General features: G+C 72.7%; 16 protein-coding genes, 2 pseudogenes and 2 riboswitches. Of the genes and pseudogenes, 4 read left to right on the top strand and 14 right to left on the bottom strand.

The genetic code is table 11. The features are described 5' to 3' along the window. Positions 1–309: 309 nt before the first annotated feature. Positions 310–1,647: a PP2C family protein-serine/threonine phosphatase gene (locus C7M71_RS29535; protein ID WP_111490703.1), complete on the bottom strand. Its 1,338-nt coding sequence runs from the start codon at positions 1,645–1,647 to the stop codon at positions 310–312. A 167-nt stretch (positions 1,648–1,814) separates the two neighbouring features. On the opposite strand from C7M71_RS29535, the gene C7M71_RS29530 reads away from it, so the two are divergent. Next, positions 1,815–2,033 (top strand): hypothetical protein, encoded by a 219-nt coding sequence (locus tag C7M71_RS29530; protein WP_162824468.1) that lies wholly within the window; start codon positions 1,815–1,817, stop codon positions 2,031–2,033. On the opposite strand, the gene C7M71_RS29525 is transcribed toward C7M71_RS29530, so the two are convergent. Next, positions 2,003–2,650, bottom strand: a complete 648-nt coding sequence (locus C7M71_RS29525) for a TetR/AcrR family transcriptional regulator (RefSeq protein ID WP_111490701.1) — start codon at positions 2,648–2,650, stop codon at positions 2,003–2,005. The genes C7M71_RS29530 and C7M71_RS29525 overlap by 31 nt on opposite strands. A gap of 46 nt (positions 2,651–2,696) precedes the next feature. Here C7M71_RS29525 and C7M71_RS29520 point away from each other — a divergent pair, with 46 nt between their 5' ends. Next, on the top strand, positions 2,697–3,242 hold the full coding sequence (locus tag C7M71_RS29520) for a GNAT family N-acetyltransferase (RefSeq protein ID WP_111490700.1): 546 nt from the start codon (positions 2,697–2,699) through the stop codon (positions 3,240–3,242). Positions 3,243–3,417: 175 nt separating this feature from the next. Here the strand turns inward: C7M71_RS29520 and C7M71_RS29515 are convergent, their stop codons facing one another. The 6 genes from C7M71_RS29515 to C7M71_RS29490 form a co-directional block, all read right to left on the bottom strand. Further along, positions 3,418–4,869: a pyridoxal-dependent decarboxylase gene (locus tag C7M71_RS29515; RefSeq protein ID WP_111490705.1), complete on the bottom strand. Its 1,452-nt coding sequence runs from the start codon at positions 4,867–4,869 to the stop codon at positions 3,418–3,420. A gap of 22 nt (positions 4,870–4,891) precedes the next feature. Continuing rightward, on the bottom strand, positions 4,892–6,091 hold the full coding sequence (locus tag C7M71_RS29510) for a tryptophan 2,3-dioxygenase (RefSeq protein ID WP_111490699.1): 1,200 nt from the start codon (positions 6,089–6,091) through the stop codon (positions 4,892–4,894). After that, positions 6,088–6,831 (bottom strand): GNAT family N-acetyltransferase, encoded by a 744-nt coding sequence (locus C7M71_RS29505; RefSeq protein WP_111490698.1) that lies wholly within the window; start codon positions 6,829–6,831, stop codon positions 6,088–6,090. Before C7M71_RS29505 ends, C7M71_RS29510 begins: the two co-directional genes overlap by 4 nt. A gap of 72 nt (positions 6,832–6,903) precedes the next feature. Next, positions 6,904–8,610 (bottom strand): carbamoyltransferase N-terminal domain-containing protein, encoded by a 1,707-nt coding sequence (locus tag C7M71_RS29500; protein WP_111490697.1) that lies wholly within the window; start codon positions 8,608–8,610, stop codon positions 6,904–6,906. 58 nt (positions 8,611–8,668) lie between these two features. Next, positions 8,669–9,469 (bottom strand): class I SAM-dependent DNA methyltransferase, encoded by an 801-nt coding sequence (locus C7M71_RS29495; protein ID WP_111490696.1) that lies wholly within the window; start codon positions 9,467–9,469, stop codon positions 8,669–8,671. Between the two features lie 35 nt (positions 9,470–9,504). Beyond that, the gene (locus C7M71_RS29490) at positions 9,505–10,305 is read right to left on the bottom strand and encodes a class I SAM-dependent methyltransferase (RefSeq protein ID WP_111490695.1); all 801 of its coding nucleotides are present in this window, start codon (positions 10,303–10,305) and stop codon (positions 9,505–9,507) included. Positions 10,306–10,531: 226 nt separating this feature from the next. Between C7M71_RS29490 and C7M71_RS29485 the strand changes: the two genes are divergently transcribed. Both C7M71_RS29485 and C7M71_RS29480 read left to right on the top strand, forming a co-directional pair. Continuing rightward, positions 10,532–11,542, top strand: coding sequence for a class I SAM-dependent methyltransferase (locus C7M71_RS29485; protein WP_111490694.1), 1,011 nt, complete (start codon positions 10,532–10,534; stop codon positions 11,540–11,542). A gap of 1 nt (position 11,543) precedes the next feature. Then, the gene (locus C7M71_RS29480; RefSeq protein ID WP_111490693.1) at positions 11,544–12,563 is read left to right on the top strand and encodes an alpha/beta hydrolase; all 1,020 of its coding nucleotides are present in this window, start codon (positions 11,544–11,546) and stop codon (positions 12,561–12,563) included. 451 nt (positions 12,564–13,014) lie between these two features. Here C7M71_RS29480 and C7M71_RS29475 read toward each other — a convergent pair whose 3' ends face one another. The 6 genes and pseudogenes from C7M71_RS29475 to C7M71_RS29455 all read right to left on the bottom strand — a co-directional run. Continuing rightward, positions 13,015–13,353 (bottom strand): hypothetical protein, encoded by a 339-nt coding sequence (locus C7M71_RS29475; protein ID WP_111490692.1) that lies wholly within the window; start codon positions 13,351–13,353, stop codon positions 13,015–13,017. 102 nt (positions 13,354–13,455) lie between these two features. Then, on the bottom strand, positions 13,456–13,971 hold the full coding sequence (locus C7M71_RS29470; RefSeq protein WP_111490691.1) for a general stress protein: 516 nt from the start codon (positions 13,969–13,971) through the stop codon (positions 13,456–13,458). 22 nt (positions 13,972–13,993) lie between these two features. Continuing rightward, a complete protein-coding gene (locus C7M71_RS32385) occupies positions 13,994–14,149 on the bottom strand; it encodes a DUF6131 family protein (protein ID WP_229758998.1) in 156 nt (51 codons plus the stop codon). Positions 14,150–14,350: 201 nt separating this feature from the next. After that, a pseudogene (locus C7M71_RS33310) lies at positions 14,351–14,437 on the bottom strand (NAD(P)-binding domain-containing protein); the annotation flags it as partial. Next, positions 14,434–15,531 carry an enoyl-CoA hydratase/isomerase family protein gene (locus C7M71_RS29460; protein ID WP_111490689.1) on the bottom strand — a complete coding sequence of 366 codons (1,098 nt, stop codon included), beginning with the start codon at positions 15,529–15,531 and terminating at the stop codon, positions 14,434–14,436. The pseudogene C7M71_RS33310 and the gene C7M71_RS29460, both read right to left, overlap by 4 nt. Further along, positions 15,528–15,761: pseudogene (locus C7M71_RS29455) on the bottom strand (acyl-CoA dehydrogenase family protein); the annotation flags it as partial. The gene C7M71_RS29460 and the pseudogene C7M71_RS29455, both read right to left, overlap by 4 nt. 127 nt (positions 15,762–15,888) lie before the next feature. After that, positions 15,889–16,013, bottom strand: a riboswitch (cobalamin riboswitch). A 136-nt stretch (positions 16,014–16,149) separates the two neighbouring features. Next, positions 16,150–16,367, top strand: a riboswitch (cobalamin riboswitch). The last annotated feature ends 86 nt before the right edge of the window (positions 16,368–16,453 follow it).

Genomic DNA, 16,453 nt, shown 5'->3' with positions numbered 1-16,453 from the left:
TCGTCGACAGCCCGAGGTGAGGGGGCGTCGGGGATGCCTCCGCCGCAGGTCGGAGCGGGACGGCCGGGCCGTCCCATGCGGGCCGGGTCAGGGTCGGCAGGGCCGCTCCGGTGCGCGCGGGCACACCGGAAGCCGGGCATGCCGGAAGCCGGGCCTTGGCATGGGATGGCAGGGAACGTCACGCTCCTGACAGGACGACGGAGGCACGCCCCCCTTTGTTCACGGCATAATTTAGGCTGTGACTTTACAGGGCATGGACATGCCGTCAAGTCTTCGCGCTGTACGGGGATCGTCGGCCGCTGCGGGTGGTCACCCGGGTCCGGGGGTGCGCAGGGCGAGGATGGCCAGGTCGTCATGGCCGTCGCTGGGGTGCTGGTCGGCGAGCGCCTCGCAGAGGCGGTCGAGAGGCTGGTCGGCGTGGGCGGCGGCCAGGGAGGCAAGGGTGCACAGACCGGCGTCGATGGCGCGGTCATGGTGTTCGACCAGGCCGTCGGTGAAGAGGATGACGGTGGCCCCGGCGGGGATCGGGTGGGTGTGGTCATGGCGGGGCCGTGCGGTGTCCACCCCCAGGGGGACGTCCGGATCGGCGAAGAGGTAGCGGGCATGCCCGTCGGAGGTGAGCAGCAGCGGCGGGAGGTGCCCGGCGACGCTCCAGCGCAGCGCCCAGGAGGCCGGTCCGTCGGGTTCGATGCGGGCCAGGCAGGCGGTGGTGACCGGGTCCTCGGTGATGGAGTGCAGGGTGCGGTCGAGCTGGGCGAGGACCGCACTGGGCGGTGCGCCCCGGTCGTAGAGCAGCGCGCGCAGCATATTGCGCGTCTGCGACATGGCGGCGGCGGCCTCCAGGTCATGGCCGACGACATCGCCGATGATCGCCGCGCAGGCTCCGTCGGGCAGCAGCAGGGCGTCGTACCAGTCGCCGCCGAGGTGGTTGGGCCTGGTGGCGGGCCGGTAGGCGGCAGCGGCGGTGAAGGGCCGCAGGTCGGGCAGCCTGGGCAGGAGCAGCCGCTGGAACTGCTCGGCTCTGGCCCGGGCCTGCTCGAAGAGCCGGGCGTTCTCGATGGCGACGCCGGCGGCGCCGGCCAGCGCCGCGACCACGGCCTCGTCCTGGCCGTCGAAGGGCTGGCCGTCGCGCCGGTCGGACAGATAGAGGTTTCCATAGACGCGGTGGTGGACGCTGATGGCGATGCCCAGCAGCGTGTGCATGGGCGGGTGGCCCACGGGGAAGCCGACCGACTCCGGGTGGTGGGCGATGTCGTCGACCCGCAGCGGCTCGGGGTGGCGGATCAGATGTCCCAGCAGACCGCGCCCGTGCGGCAGGTCGACCCCGGCCAGCTCTGCCCGCTGCTGCTCGCTCAGGCCCAGCGGGATGAACTCGACCAGCTTCTCGCCGGTCTCGTCCAGCACGCCGAGGGCGCCGTAGCGGGCTCCGCTCAGCTCCATCGCCGCCGTGACGATCCGCCGCAGCACCATCTGGAGGTCCAGGTCGCGGCTGATGGAGAGCATCGCGGCCAGCAGGGACTGCAACCTGCCCTGGGCGCGCGCCAGCTCCTGGAGCTGCTCGGCGATCTCCAGCAGATGCGGGTCCAGGGGCGGGTACAGCTCCGGCGTGCCCGGTAGCGGCTCCGGCGGCTCCTCGTTCTGGGCCATGGACTCGACCTTTGCATGACTGACGGGCTCGCGCGCCTTCTCCCCTCCCAGCCTGCCCCACGGCCGCCTGGGTCGCACTCACCGCCGAGCAGGCCCGCATCGCATCCCGCCGTGCGCGCGAATACGGTGAAGGTGTTGGACACGCATCGCCTACCAGGGGAGTCACCATGCGGATCCGACGAATTCTGGGCCCGATGGCGGTCTCCGCCGCCCTGCTCGGCCTCGGTGCGGTCCCCGCGACCGCCCAGCCGACCGTCCCGGCGGCGCCGACGACCGTACCGGCGCATATCTGCGTCGAAGGCGGCGGCAAGGTGATGGGTTCCCCGCAGGGGCTCGCGTACTGCTTCGGCGGGCGCTACAACGGGGAGATCATCTCCGGACCCTGACCGGCGGAACCCGCGCCGGGCACCGCCTGGGCGCGCAGTGCGGCGAGGAAGTCGTCGACCAGCTGCTGCTGCCGTTCCGGTGGGAAGAGGGCCGGGCTGAACAGTGCCTGGACGACCAGGCCATGGGTGAAGGCCAGGGCCATCACCGCCAGCCGCTCCGGGTCCGCGTCGGCGGGCAGCTCGCCGCGCTGCTGCGCCGCCTCCACATGGCGGCGCAGCCGGGCTCGTGAGCGGTCGTCGCGGGCCGCCTGGTCCGCGCCGAGCTGCGGGTCGGCGAGCGCGGTGTCCCAGGAGCCGACCCAGATCCGGTTGCTGACGGTGTCGGGGGCGCTCAGCGGGAGGATGTCCAGCAGTGCGGTCCGCAGGGCGGCGATGCCCTCGGCCGGGGGGACGCGCCGGGGGCGCTGCTCGGTGCGCTCCTCCAGGATGGCCAGCGCATGGGCGACCAGGGCCTGCTTGCTGGGGAAGTAGTGCGTCACCAGGCCGGTGGACGCGCCCAGCTGCGCGGCGACGGCGCGCAGGGTCAGTCCACCGAAGCCCTGGGACGCCATGACCTTCCAGACGGCTTCGGAGACGTCGCGGCGGCGGGCGGCATGGTCTGTCTTCGCGGGCGGCATGGCGCTAGATTACATACCGAACGTTTGTTACGTACGGAGGTTGCCCGTGTTCGCCATCCCGCTCGACGACCATGCCCAGCTCCGGCCGCTGGAGCCGTGGCAGGCGCCGGAGTTTCTGGCCCATATCGACCGCGCCAGGCCGACCGTGGACCCGTGGATCCCCTGGGCGTCGCGCTCCACCGACCTGGACTCCGCACGGGCCACCCTCCAGCGGTACGCCGACAGCCAGGCCGCCGACGGCGGTCGCATCTACGGGATCTGGCTGGACGGGGTGCTGGTCGGCGGCGTCATGTTCGTCACCTTCGACGCCGCGAGCGGGGTCTGCGAGATAGGCGTCTGGACGGAGGCCGCCGGCGAGGGCCGGGGGCTGGTCACCCGGGCCGTCCGGCACCTGATCGACTGGGCGTTCACCGTGCGCGGCATGAGCCGGGTCCAGTGGCTCTCCTCCACCGCCAACACCCGCAGCGGCAATGTGGCCAAGCGGGTCGGCATGACCTGCGACGGCGTGCTGCGCGAGTACTTCCCCCACAACGGCGTCCGCCACGACAAGGAGGTCTGGTCGGTGCTGGCCCATGAGTGGCCCACCGCCTGACCACCTGCCCCGGCGCGGCCCTGCGGGCAAGGCAGCCCGCAGGACCGCGCGGCGGCTAGGTCGCATCAGTGGCCACGGCCCGCGGCTGCTTGAGCCTGTTGATTGCTCGTTCGACGGTGTTTCGTTTCCTGCATCGTGATTTTCATTTTGCATAGTGCTCCACGTGCCGGCGCGGTCAGGCCGGGGTGGAGCGGAGGATGCGTGATGCCTCCTGGGCCAGGCACTGCCAGGCCTGCTCCACGTGGTGGCGCTGGGTGAAGGTGCCGCCAACGGCGATCCGCAGCACGACCCGGTCGTGGATGCGGCTGTGGGTGAGGAAGGTGGTGCCGGAGGCGTTGACGCGTTCCAGCAGCCGCAGGTTGGCCGTGTCCGGGTCGGCGTCGGGCGGGGTGCGCAGCCGGAAGCAGACCAGGGAGAGCGGGTGCGGCGCGGCGAGTTCGAACCGCTCGTCGGCGCGGATCCACTCGGCGAGCTCGGCGGCGAGGCCGATGCCCTGCCGGATGTGCCGGCGCAGCCCCTCGACGCCGTACCAGCGGATGACCGCCCAGAGCTTGAGCGCGCGGAACCGGCGCCCCAGCGGGACCTGCCAGTTGCGGTAGTCGGTGACCAGGCCCGATTCCGTGGCGGCGTTGCGCAGGTACTCGGGCAGGATGGTCATCGCCTCGGTGAGCCAGGCCCGGTCGGCGACCCAGAAGGCATCGCAGTCGAAGGTGGTCAGCAGCCACTTGTGCGGGTTGGTGCAGTAGGAGTCGGCGTGCTCGGCGACGCCTTCGTTGAGCCAGCGCAGTTCGGGGCAGACGGCGGCGACGCCCGCGTAGGCGGCGTCCACATGCAGCCAGATCCCGTGCCGGCGGCAGACCTCGCCGATGGCGGCCACCGGATCGACGGCGGTGGTGGAGGTGGTGCCGACCGTGGCCACGGCCAGCAGCGGGGTGACGCCGTCGGCCACATCCCGCATGACCAGGGTCCGCAGGTGGGAGACGTCGAGCGCGAGGGTGGCCGGGTCGGTGCGCACCTGGCGTACGCTCTGCTCGCCGAGCCCGGCGATGATCGCCGCCTTGACCGCCGAGGAGTGCGTCTCGCCGGTGACATAGAGGCCGAACCGCCGACCGCCGGTGCCCTCGCGGCGGACCATCCCCTTCCCGGCCCGGTGGAGCGCGGAGACCAGCGCGACCAGCAGGGCGCTGGAGGCGGTGTCCTGGATGACGCCGCCGCCGCTGCCGTCGGAGCGGAAGCGGTCGGGCAGCCCCAGGATCTCCACCAGCCAGTCCAGGACGTGCTGCTCCAGTTCGGTGCAGGCCGGGCTGGTGGACCAGGTCATGCCCTGGACGCCCAGGCCCGCCGAGAGCAGGTCCGCCAGGACGGCCGGGCCGGAGGTGTTGGCGGGGAAGTAGCCCAGGAACCGGGGGTGCTGCCAGTGCAGCAGACCGGGGACGACGATGCCGTCCAGGTCGTGCAGCAGCGCTTCGAACGGCTCCCCGTGCTCGGGCGGGTGCCGGGGCAGCAGGCCGCGTACCTGTCCCGGCGCGACCTCCGGCGCCACCGGGAGGGATTCGAGGCGTTCCCAGTAGTCCGCGATCCAGTCGACCGTGCGATGGCCGAACTGCCGGAACTCCTGAGGACTCATGTGGTCCACCCGGTGCCTCCTGTCAGTCGTGGTGGGTGAGCAGCGGGGTGTCCAGATGCCGGTTGAGATAGGAGAGGCCGTCGGTTCCGCCCGTTCCGGGGACGTCCCCGATGATCCGCCGGGCCACCCCGCGATGGGTGCGCTTCCAGCGCACCCAGGCGGTGTCCACGGCCGTGACCGCCTCGTCCAGCCGGGCGGCGGCCTCCGGGTCCAGCCGGGTCCGCAGGGCGGCCAGGGCCTGCCGCAGGGGTATCTCGGGCAGCGGTGAGCGGTCCAGCGGCACCGCCTCCAGGGTCTCCGGCCGCAGCGCCTGCTCGCCCCGGCAGCACCGCTCCAGCGCGGCGAAGGCCGGGGACTGCAACGCCCCGGTGCCGTAGGTGGCGTCGCGGATATGCGCGAACTGCCCGGCGTCCAGGGTGCAGAGGAGGTGGAACAGCCGGGTCGCATGGCGCAGGGTGTCGGCGAGGGCGTGCAGCCGGGGCGGCAGGCCGGAGGGCTGGTGCGGGCCCCGGTTCCGCGCCTCGCCGGCCTGCTCGGCCGCCACGGCGGAGAGCACCTCCATGATCTGGACCGACCGGGTGAACAGGTACTCGTCCGGTTCGGTCGTGGCGGGCAGCGGAGTGCAGTCCACGATGCGGCGCAGCACGGGCGGCTGAGTGCGGCAGAGCCGGTGGATCAGCCGGGTGCAGAGCCGCAGCGCCGCGTCGTGGCCGAGCGGCCGGGGCGGTGCGCCCCCGGGGCGGATGGCCTGGCACAGGTCGCCGGTCAGGCGGGTGGCGGCGGCGGTGCGGGCGTCCGGTCGGTCGCTGGGCGCCGCGTCGAGTTCATGGCGGATCAGGTCGGCGGTCAGGGCGGCGCTCAGCAGGCGTGCGTGCTGCTGGTACCCGGCAGGGCCGGACCGGCAGTACTGCTCGAAGAGGCCGCACATGGTGTACGCCTCATAGGACTGCGTGGCGGTGGCCGTCATGGTGGCGGACCGCAGCCACCGGTCGGTGAACCAGCTCTCGTCGGGCGGCTCCCCGGCGCGGGTGCGCGCCGTCCGGGCGGCGTCCACCAGGGCTTCGGCCAGCTCTGCGGGCAGCTCGGCGGTGCCGTGCGCCCGGACGGCGGCCGTCGCCTCCGCGAAGGGGAACGCCGGGGCGGGGCTGCCGGGTCCGATGCCGTCCACGGCGCGCGACCAGTCCCGGATGGTCTGCGGCGCCGACCGCACGGCCGTGCTCATCCGACCGCCTCGGCCGGCTGCCCCGCTGCCTCTGCCGCCGTCTGGGCCGCTGCCTCTTTCGCTGTCTGTGCCGCCGTGGGCCGCCCGGTCGGCAGCGGCTCGCGCCACGCGGGGCGGAGCACCGGACCGCCGGGCAGCGGGACCACCGGCAGCGGGGCGAAGCCATGGCGGACCATCAGCTCCAGGCTCTCCGGGCTGCTGCACTCGACATAGCAGCCCGCGTCCACCGCGTCCGCGAGGGCCGTGACCTGGCGCAGGATCGCGCTGCTGACCCCGCGCCCCTGGCGGGCGGGGCGTACCGCGTTGAAGACCACATAGGAGTGGGCACGGTCGCGCGGATGGTGCTCGTCCAGCAGCCGGGCGATGGCCACGGCCCGGTCACCGCACTCCGCAGTGGCGGCGCGCAACCGGCTCTCATGGCGGCGCAGCTCGCCCGGGGTGGGGTCCGGGGCGTCGGGTGGGACGACCAGGACGACGCCGGAGTCGTCGGCCAGGTGGATCTCGCCGTGTGCCAGCAGGTCCTCCACGACGACGCGGAAGAAGTCCGGCAGCAGTGCGCGGCGGCGGCGGGCATCGGGGAAGACCCAGGCGGTGACGGCGTCGTCCTGGAACGCCTGGGCGAGGATCGCCACCGCCGTGTCGGCGTCGGCGGGGCAGGCGCGGCGGACGGCCGGCCCGGTGGTGCGGGATTTCGGTGCGGCTGCGCGGGCGGGCTGCCCGGCGCGGTCCTGGTCGGACATGCGCGGTTGTCCCTTCCTGCTCGGTCCGGACGTGTGGGGGGCGGCCCGCCGGTGCAGGGCGGGCCGCCCCGGTCACGGACGGCGCGTGTACAGGAGCCCCTCGCACCAGATGAGGCTGGTACGGCCCCACTGCGCCGCCGCCTCGGGGGAGGGGAAGAAGCCCCGGCCCTTGCGGTTGGCGCTGGTGTTGCACAGCACGGGGATGCCGCTGAGCCGTTCGTACGCGGCGAGCACATCGGCCAGGAAGGGGTCCTGCCGCGTATTGACGGTCTGGAGGCGGGCGGTGCCGTCCAGATGCACCACGGCGGGGATCCGCTCGGCCCAGCCCGGCCGCATCGCATGGTCGAAGAGCATGTAGGGGTCGGGGCAGCCCGGGGAGAAGATCTCCGGGGCGCGGTCCTCCAGGCAGACGGGGGCGACCGGCCGGTAGTCCTCCCGCTCCTTGATGTCATTGAGGACGTTCTTGGTCTTGGCGTCGGTGGCCGTCGCCAGGATGCTGCGCCCGCCCAGTGCCCGGGGCCCCAGCTCGGCACGCCCGTGCAGCACCACCACCGGTTCGCCGGTCTCGTGCAGCACCTTCGCCAGCGCCGAGGTGTCGCAGGGCTGGGACTGCCAGCCCGGCAGCTCCGCCCCTGCCGGGATGACGACCGGTCCCCGGTGCACGGACCAGTCCAGCCGGGTGCCGCCGCGGTGCACCAGCTCGGCGGTGGCGGTGCCCAGGGCGGCGCCGGAGTCGTTGGGGAAGGGCGGGATCCAGATCTCGCGGACCAGGCCGCTGGAGCGGATGGCGCTGTTCCACTTGATGTTGAGGGCGCAGCCGCCGGCCAGGCAGAGGTTGGGCGGCCCTGCGGCGCTCCCGTCCGCCTCGGCGGTCCCGGCGAGCTCGGCCAGCCGGTCGCGCAGGGCGGTCAGCAGCCGGACTCCGAGGTAGCCCTGGAAGGAGGCGATCAGGTCGGCGTCGGAGGCGCCCGGCCAGAGCCGTTCGCGGTCCCGGCCGACCCGTTGGCCCAGCTCGACCCCGGTGTCGAAGGTGAGCGGGAGGCGGGCGAGTTCGGCACCGAGGACCGGGTGGAAGTCCGGTTCGTCCCGGCCCAGCGCCGCGTACGCCATGGCCTTGCCGGCCACATCGAGGTTGCGCGGCATGGTGTGCTCGTCGAAGGCCGGTTCCGGGGCGCCCGCCTGGCGGAAGGGGTCGAACTGCGCGGCGAAGTCCGCGAAGGCGCTGCCGTAGACCGGGAAGAGCCCGCCCAGGCTCCGCACCCGCAGCGGCGGCCCCGGGTCCACCCGGTAGAGCGTGGGCACCATGCCGCCGTCCCACACCAGGACCAGGGCCGGTTCCCCCCGGGCGGCGAACGGGCTGGTGCAGTAGGAACCGAGCAGGTGCTGGGTGGCGTGGTGGTAGCTGGCGTAGCCGACGGTGCGCGACCCCAGCGGCAGTCCGTCGAAGGTGTACCGGCGCAGCGGGTCGGTCCCCGGTCCGGCCTCCACCTCGCTGTAGGGCGCCACCTCCACCGTCGCCGGGCGCCCCTCGCGGGTCACCCGCAGCAGCGGGCGGGACTCGCCCGCTGCTGCGAACCAGCCGTCCACCACAAAGGTGTCGATCTCGTCCGGGTGCACCCCCTCGCGCAGCAGCACCTCCTCCACGAGCTCCAGCCGGTCCAGCGGTTGGTAGCGCGGGCTGCCGTCCAGCTTCTCCATCTCGATGCTGAACAGCAGGTCGCTGCCGTCGAGTACGGCGATTCCGCCGTCATGGGTCAGTTTGAGTCCGCAGAGGAGCACTGCCAGGTCCTTCCCGGTGGCCGGTCCTCGGACCGGGTACGTCGTCCGGTTGCGGCGGTCAGGCGCGCGTGAGCGTCCACGTCTCGTAGTTGGTGGAGTCGTCGACCGGCCGCGACGAGTAGTTGTCGAAGACCGCGATGTCGGTGAATCCGGCGTCCCGGGCGGCGTCCCGGACGGTGTCGTGGTCCAGCGCATAGAGCCGGTGCAGCTCCCTGGCGGCGGTGTAGGAGTCCGACCCCGGGCCTCCGGCCCTGCGGAACTGGGTGTACGTCAGGTCGGAGAAGCCGCCCGTCGGGTGGTGCTCGAACTTCCAGATGAACGCCAGGTCGTCCAGGTCACCGGCCCACACCTGGGTGCCGAAGTCATTCCGCAGCCGCTGCTGGGAGAGCAGGTCGAAGACGAATGAGCCGCCCTTGCGGACGACGCCCGCCACCGCGTGGAACGTCTTGACGACGGTGTCGTGGTCGGGCAGGTAGTTGAGCGCCGCCGCGGCGCACACCACCGCGTCGTACTCCTGCCGCACCGGGATCTCCGGGAGTTCGGCGTGGACCAGCGGCACCTGCGCGCCCAGCCGGGCCCGCGCTTCGCCCAGCATGGCCTCCGAGCGGTCCAGCCCGGTGACCGAGTACCCCAGGCGAACCAGCTGCTCCAGCATCAGGCCGGTGCCGCAGCAGACCTCCAGGACCTCGCGGACCGGGCGGGCGCGGTCCGACCAGAGGCTCTGCAGGAAGGCTGCCATCTGCGGGCGCGGGCTCTCGCCCCACTGGTCGATCGCCCAGCCGACGAGCCGGTCGTAGGTGTCCGCCGTGGCCGCGTACGGCTCCGGGTATCCGGCGGACAGGCACGGCTGTCCCTTCATTTCCACTCCTTGTGCGGTGACGTGTGCCGACTCGGCTATGCGCGGGTGAACGTCCACGTCTCATAGAGCGTGGCGTCATGGGCCGGCTCGGGCGTGTAGTTGTCGTGGACGGCCGGGTCGGTGAATCCGCAGTCGCGGGCGACTCGGCGGATCATCTCCGGGTCCAGGGGGTACAGGCGGTGCAGTTCCCGGGTCCTGGTGTAGGGGCCTTCGAGTTCTGCCTCATGGCGGAGGAACTGGGTGTAGGTGGCATCGCAGTAACCACCGGAAGGGGAATTGCTGAATTCCCAGATGAATGCCAGGTCGCCGAGGTCGGCAGCCCAGACACTGCGGCCGGCATGGCCGTCCATCATGGTCCGGGAAAGGATGTCGAAGACAAATGACCCGCCGGGGCGCAGCACCTCCGCCACCGCTCGGAAGGTCGCGGCCAGGTCGTCCTCGCCGGGCAGGTAGTTGAATGCCGCTCCGGGGCTGATCACCGCGTCGAACCGCCGGTCCACGGGGATCGAGGGAAGTTCCGCGTGCAGCAGCGGCACCTCGTCGCCCAGGCGCTTCCGGGCGTGGTCCAGCATCGCCGCCGACCGGTCCAGTCCGGTGACCTCGAACCCCCGGAGGGCCAGCTGCTCCAGCATCAGACCGGTGCCGCAGCAGACCTCCAGGACGCTGCGGACCGCGTCGGGGCGGTCCGCCCAGAACCTCTCCAGGAAATCCGCCCGCTCCGGTCGGGGCTTCTCCCCCCATTCGCGGACGATCCAGTCGTCCAGCCGGTCATAGGCGTCGGCGATGGCGTCGTACAGGTCCGGGAATTCCTCCGGCGGGCACGGCTGCCCTTTCATCTGCATCTCCTTACGGCCGGTCGCCGCCCAATCTAGGCTCCACCCCGGGGAACCGCGACTCGAAACTGTTTGCGATCAACCCGTCCCGGGCCGGAGGACACCCGAACGGCGCACCCGGGTTGTTCACCGGAAGGGCGCGGCCTAGGATTTTTCAGAATTACCCCGAAGGCTGTCCATCTGCGGACTTCTTCCGCATCCCTCGCCGACGAACAGGGGTCTTCTCCCGATGGCAATCGAGGTCGCACGACTCTACGAGGACTTTCCCTTTCCCTCCCCGGAACCGGATTCCGGGCTGATCGACGTCGTCGCGGACGAGCTGCCGCTCGTACTGGGCGACACCGCGCTGGACGGCCTCCAGGTGCTCGACGCCGGCTGCGGCACCGGGCACACACTGGTGGCGCTGGCCCGGCGGCACCCGGAGGCCCGGTTCACCGGGGTGGACGCCTGCCGGCGCTCCCTTGACATCGCCCGTGGCCTGGCCGAACGGCACGGCGTCGGCAATGTGGACTTCGTCCACGGCACCATGCCGCAGCTCGACCTGGCGACCCGCTTCGACCTGGTCGTCTGCTTCGGCGTACTGCACCACCTGCCCGACCCCCGGGCCGGGCTGCGGTGGCTGACCGAGCACCTCGGCGACGACGGACTGCTGCACCTGTGGCTCTACCACGCGCTCGGCGAGCACGGCAGGATGCTGGACCGGGAGCTGGTCCAGCTGCTGGCCCCGGCCGACGACCCGGCCGCCGGCCTGGAGACGGTGCGGCTGCTGGGGCTCAGCCTGCCGCTCGCCGAGTACGGCTTCCCGGCCGGCTGGACCGGGACGGCGCTGAGCCAGGCCGAGCAGGACGTGTTCGACGCGGACGCCTACCTCAACCCCGTGGTCCAGCCGATGCGCTTCGGCGACGTGCCCGGGCTCTTCGACGGGCTGGGCCTGGACTGGCTGGCCGCCGACCGGGTGTACTGCCCCGACCGGGTGGCGTTCATCGACCTGGACGGCCTGGAGCCGGAGAGCGACCGCTTCGTCCGCCCCCAGAGCCTCTTCGACAGCGCCGCCCTGCGCGAACGGCTCTCCACCCTCGGCAACCTCGACCGGGTGCGGGCGCTGGAACTGCGCCTCCGCCCCACCGGCTTCCGGGTCCTCGCCGGGCGCGGCGCGAGCCTCGACCGCTGCGTCCCCCGGGTCAAGGGCAACCTGCTGCCGCTGCCCGGCCCCACCGGGCACCGGGCCGGGGCCCGCTGAGATGGCGCTCGACCCCCGGATCGCGGCCTTCCTGGACGCCCACACGACCGGGCCCGCCATCCAGGATCTGCCGCTCGCCGAGTTCCGCGCCGTCATCGAGAGCATGGTGGCGTACTGCGCGCCCACCGCCCCGGTGGCGCAGGTCCGGGACCTCGCGGTGCCCGGCCCGGGCGGCCCCGTCCCGGTCCGGCTCTACCACCCGCGCCCCGGGTCCGCGCTGCCGGTCGTCGTCTACCTCCACGGCGGAGGCTGGATGACCGGCTCCATCGACCATATGGACCCGGTCTGCCGCGCGCTGGCCTCGGAGGCGGAGTCCGTCGTCCTCAACGTCGGCTACCGGCTCGCCCCCGAGCACCCCTTCCCGGCGGCGCTGGACGACGCCTGGGCGGTCACCGCCTGGGCCGCCGCCAACGCCGCGTCCTTCGGCGGCGACCCCGCCCGGCTGGCGGTGGCGGGGGACAGCGCCGGTGCCAACCTCGCCACCGTGGTGGCCATGCTCGCCCGCGACGCGGGCGGGCCACCGATCGCCCACCAACTCCTCATCTGCCCGGCCCTCGACACCGCCATGGACTCCGGCTCCTACCGCACTCTCGGGGACGGCTACGGCTGCACCCGGGCCGTGATGCGGCTCTGCTGGCAGACCTATCTGGCGATGCCCGAGGAGGCGTTCCCCGACGCCCCCTGGCAGGCCGTCCCGATGCGCGCCCCCGACCTGGCGGGGCTTCCACCGGCCACCGTGCTGACCATGGAGTACGACCCGCTGCGCGACGAGGGCGAGGCGTACGCCGAGCGGCTGGCGGCGGCCGGAGTACCGGTCCGGGCCACCCGCTGCCTCGGCGTGATCCACCCCGCGCTCCACCTCGACGCCGTCTCCCCGCGTGCCGCCCAGGCCCGGCAGCTGGCCGTGGCCGCGCTCCGCGAAGCCTTCGCGCTCGGCCCACCGGACGTACCGGACCCGGCACCGCAACCGGTCGCCCGGCTCGCCGCAGCCCGCCACGGCAGCCCACCGCAGGGCCGCTGACCACAGGGCCGCTGACCACCAGGGGGCGGGCAATGGGAGCCGGGCCGCGCAGACCATCGCGTGCCCGGCTCCCGGGTCGGGTGGTGCCCTGGCACGCCCGTCTGCCGCGTCGGCGGGCGAGGCGCTAGCTGGTGGGGAGCGGGCCGGCCAGCTGCTGGATCCAGGCGCGCGGCGGTCGTCACGCCGTCCGGCTTGTACCTTAGAGCTCGCGCAGACAGGCGGCGTGGGGAGCCCCGGCAGCAGGGTGACGCTCTGGGAGCAATTCGCTGCGCTGCTGCCCAACCGCTGGCTGCCGCCGCCGGCGACGACGCCCATGACTGGACGATGATCTTCGGACCAAGGCATGCCGGGCCGGCTTCGGTGCGGTGGCCTCACCCAGGTCGACGCGGTGCACGACCGGCTTTCCACGCCGCCTGTCGGCGCGCGCCCTTGTTGGACGAGTGGCGGCCCGCTACTTCTCGCCCTTGACCGCCTGGATCAGGCCGTGGAGGGTCTGGCCCACCGGGCCGTCGGTGCGGCCGTCCGGTGTGTCGCCGATGCCGAGGTTGCCGCACTGGTTGGTCGGTGCGCCCCCGGGCAGGGAGACGGCGGTGCCGATCAGCCCGCCGCCCGCGTCGGTCTGCGTCTGGGCTGCGGGGGCGCTCACGGTCGTACAGGCGTTGTCGAAGGCGCCATTGCCCGCGCCGACGACCGTGGTCGCCCACGCCGGGCCCGAGTAACCCGGTGCCGTCCAGGCCATGGAGACGGCGCAGGCGGTACAGAGGATCGCGGAGAGCGGAAACCGGTGCATGCCTCCACGCTGCCCGTCGCGGGCGCAGCCGGCGCCGACGGCACGCGCGGCTCACCGCAGGTTGACCCGCCTGCGCCTGCCGGCAGGCGCAGGCGGGACGGGTCAGCGGCTCGGCTGGGGCGGCGGCGCGGCGGTGCCGCTGCCGAGCCCGGCACGCTCCAGGGCGGCGCGGGCCTGATCGGCGTGGCCGCCCCGGGCGATCAGGTCGTAGCGGGACGCCACCAGGGACTTCGTGGAGGAGAAGTCACGGCGGCCCCGGGTGGCGGCGTGCCCGACGAAGCCGAAGAGGGCTCCCCACACCGCTCCGATGAGGATGCCGCCGACGATCAGGCCCAGCCACACCGGACCGGCGGTGAAGAGACCGACCAGCAGGGCGATGAAGAGTCCGAACCAGGCTCCACTGGCGGCGCCTGCGGCTGCCGCGCGTCCCTTGGTGAGCCGGCCGGTGACCCGTTCCACCAGGCGCAGGTCGGTACCGATGATGTCGAGCTGTTCGACCGGGAAGTGCTCGTCGGACAGCCGGTCGACCGCAGCCTGCGCCTCCTCGTACGTGGCGTAGCTGGACACCGTGTTCCAGGCGATGGTGATCGGGTTCAGCGGGCCAGGGTCCTCTGGCATCTCGATCCACTTCCGGACGGTCCTACCAGTAGTGGCGTCGACCGCCGATCGCGTGTCCCAACGACCCCAGGATCCACAGGATGGCCCCGATGACGGCCAGGATGATCCCGATGGTCCAGAGGATGGCGATGTGGAAGATGAAGCCGATGATGAGGAGGATGATTCCGAGGGCGATCACGGGGTCCTCCGATCTCCCGGATGAGTAGCCTCCACGCCGCTCATTCCCTCGTATCGCGGGGGTAAGCATCCCGGTCTGCGCCTTATGTCTGATTCGATGCTCCTCCCGCCCCGCGGCTCGCGGCTCGCGAGGCGGGAGGAGGCGGGCTCGACGCCGGAGTCGGCAGCCGCCCCGCCAGGGACTCGGCCACAGGTCGCAGCCGCGCACCCGGTGGCCGGCCTTGACGAGGTTGGCGGCCATCGGGCCGCCCATATGGCCGAGTCCGATGAAGCCGATGACGGCGCTCACCAGGGCACCTCCTGCACGGGGTCGGCAGGGTCGGCGGGGTCGGCGGGGTCGGCGGCGAAGGAGAGCTCCTGCGCGCCGAGCGGGGCGAAGAAGCGGGCCACGTCCGACTCGGTGACCTCGGCGAGGGTGGCCGGGGACCAGTGCGGGTCGCGGTCCTTGTCGATCACCTGGGCGCGGATGCCCTCCACCAGGTCCGGTGCGGACAGGGTGGCGCAGGAGATGCGGTACTCCTGCTCCAGGACCCGCTCCAGCGGGCCGAGGTGCCGGGCGCGGCGCAGCGCCGCCAGGGTGACCTTGAGCGAGGTGGGGGATCGGGTGAGGATGGTCGCTGCGGCTTCCTTCGCGGCCGCTGCGCCGCTGCCGAGCAGCCGGTCCAGGATCTCCTCGACGCTGTCGGCCGCGTAGCAGTGGTCGATCCACTCCCGGTGGGCGGCCAGCTCGCCCGCCGGTGCCTCGCCGACGTACCGGGGCAGCACCTCCGGCACAGGGGCATCGGCGAGGTCGGCGAGCAGTCCGGGCAGCCGGCCCGCCGGGACGAAGTGGTCGGCGAGCCCGCACAGCAGGGCGTCCCCGGCGCCCACCGGCGTCCCGGTGAGCGCCAGGTGGGTGCCCAGCTCTCCAGGGGCGAGGGAGAGCAGATGGGTGCCGCCGACGTCCGGTACGAAGCCGATGCCGGTCTCGGGCATGGCGACTCTGGACCGCTCGGTGACGATCCGTACGCTGCCGTGGGCCGAGACGCCGACGCCGCCGCCCATCACGATGCCGTCCATCAGGGCGACATAGGGCTTGGGGTAGTGGGCGATGCGGGCATTGAGCCGGTACTCGTCGCGCCAGAACGCCGCCGAGGCCGCGCCGCCGCCGGAGCGTACGTCCTGGTAAATGGAGCGGATGTCGCCGCCCGCGCAGAGGCCGCGCTCCCCCGCGCCGCTGATCACCACGGTCTGCACGGCGGGGTCACGCTCCGCTGCGGTGAGGGCCGCCCCGAGGCGGAGCACCATGGCGTGGTTGAGCGCGTTGAGGGCCCGGGGCCGGTTGAGGGTGAGGTAGGCCGCGCGGCCCTCGGTGCGCACCAGGACGGAGTCGTCGTCGGTCATCGGGCGGCCCCGGTCAGTCCACGGGCCACGATCAGGCTCATGATCTCGTTGGTTCCTTCCAGGATGCGGTGGACCCGAAGGTCACGGACGATCTTCTCGATGCCATAGTCGGTCAGATAGCCGTAGCCGCCGTGCAGTTGCCGGGCGCGGTCGGCCACGGAGTAGCCGGTGTCGGTGGCGAACCGCTTGGCCACGGCGCAGAGCTGGGCTGCCTGCGGATCGTCGCGGTCGACGACAGACGCGGAGACGCCGTCCGCCCCCTCTCCGCCGGTGCGGGTCATGACGATGCCAGAGGGCGGGCAGCCAGCGGGCGCGCTGGGCCTGGTCGCCGTAGCGGTCGATCATCCAGGCGACCATGTATCCTGACTCCCGGATCAACGCGCCCCGTCTGCCTTCCCGACGTCCTGCACGTCAGTGGCGTGTCTCAGCGACGCACTCCCCGGTCACAGTGGCGGGACCGCGCCGGATTCGCACCGGCTTCCCTGCACCGCGGGCCTTGTCCATGAACATATAGTTGGGCGTCCTAGTAAGTCCAGAGCCCCCCTGCCGCAGGTCCGCCCGTGTCTCATCTCACCATCCGACATGTGAACGGTGCTGTCCCGGACCCGCCCCAGCGCCTAGGCTGACCGGCGCAGCTGGTTCGCCCTGCCCGCCAGGCAGACGCGTCGCAAGAGGGAACCCGGTGGGAATCCGGGACTGCCCCGCAGCGGTGAGCGGGAACGACCGCCGTCATATGCACTGGGCCCGGTACGGGCCTGGGAAGCGACGGCCAGTAGGTGTCTGCCCCGGCAGACGTGCCCACGAGTCCGAAGACCTGCCACTGCCCGTGCGCAACCGACGCGCGCGGAGATCCCGGTGACCTCGTGGGCGGGTCGGCGTACATATCAGGCGGAGACATGCGACGGCAGATCGTCGCGGTCCG

This window comes from Peterkaempfera bronchialis (genome assembly GCF_003258605.2).
GTDB lineage: Bacteria > Actinomycetota > Actinomycetes > Streptomycetales > Streptomycetaceae > Peterkaempfera > Peterkaempfera bronchialis.
The sequence above is the reverse complement of the archived record's forward strand: the minus strand, read 5'-3'. Positions and strand labels throughout refer to the sequence as shown.

Excerpts from the sequence above, each read along its gene's own strand:
- C7M71_RS29475 (WP_111490692.1), bottom strand. The coding sequence starts at position 13,353 with ATGCACCGGTTTCCGCTCTCCGCGATCCTCTGTACCGCCTGCGCCGTC.
- C7M71_RS29515 (WP_111490705.1), bottom strand. The coding sequence starts at position 4,869 with ATGAGTCCTCAGGAGTTCCGGCAGTTCGGCCATCGCACGGTCGACTGG.
- C7M71_RS29470 (WP_111490691.1), bottom strand. The coding sequence starts at position 13,971 with ATGCCAGAGGACCCTGGCCCGCTGAACCCGATCACCATCGCCTGGAAC.
- C7M71_RS29535 (WP_111490703.1), bottom strand. The coding sequence starts at position 1,647 with ATGGCCCAGAACGAGGAGCCGCCGGAGCCGCTACCGGGCACGCCGGAG.
- C7M71_RS29495 (WP_111490696.1), bottom strand. The coding sequence starts at position 9,469 with ATGAAGGGACAGCCGTGCCTGTCCGCCGGATACCCGGAGCCGTACGCG.
- C7M71_RS29490 (WP_111490695.1), bottom strand. The coding sequence starts at position 10,305 with ATGAAAGGGCAGCCGTGCCCGCCGGAGGAATTCCCGGACCTGTACGAC.
- C7M71_RS29530 (WP_162824468.1), top strand. The coding sequence starts at position 1,815 with ATGCGGATCCGACGAATTCTGGGCCCGATGGCGGTCTCCGCCGCCCTG.
- C7M71_RS29510 (WP_111490699.1), bottom strand. The coding sequence starts at position 6,091 with ATGAGCACGGCCGTGCGGTCGGCGCCGCAGACCATCCGGGACTGGTCG.
- C7M71_RS29480 (WP_111490693.1), top strand. The coding sequence starts at position 11,544 with ATGGCGCTCGACCCCCGGATCGCGGCCTTCCTGGACGCCCACACGACC.
- C7M71_RS29485 (WP_111490694.1), top strand. The coding sequence starts at position 10,532 with ATGGCAATCGAGGTCGCACGACTCTACGAGGACTTTCCCTTTCCCTCC.
- C7M71_RS29505 (WP_111490698.1), bottom strand. The coding sequence starts at position 6,831 with ATGTCCGACCAGGACCGCGCCGGGCAGCCCGCCCGCGCAGCCGCACCG.
- C7M71_RS29460 (WP_111490689.1), bottom strand. The coding sequence starts at position 15,531 with ATGACCGACGACGACTCCGTCCTGGTGCGCACCGAGGGCCGCGCGGCC.
- C7M71_RS29525 (WP_111490701.1), bottom strand. The coding sequence starts at position 2,650 with ATGCCGCCCGCGAAGACAGACCATGCCGCCCGCCGCCGCGACGTCTCC.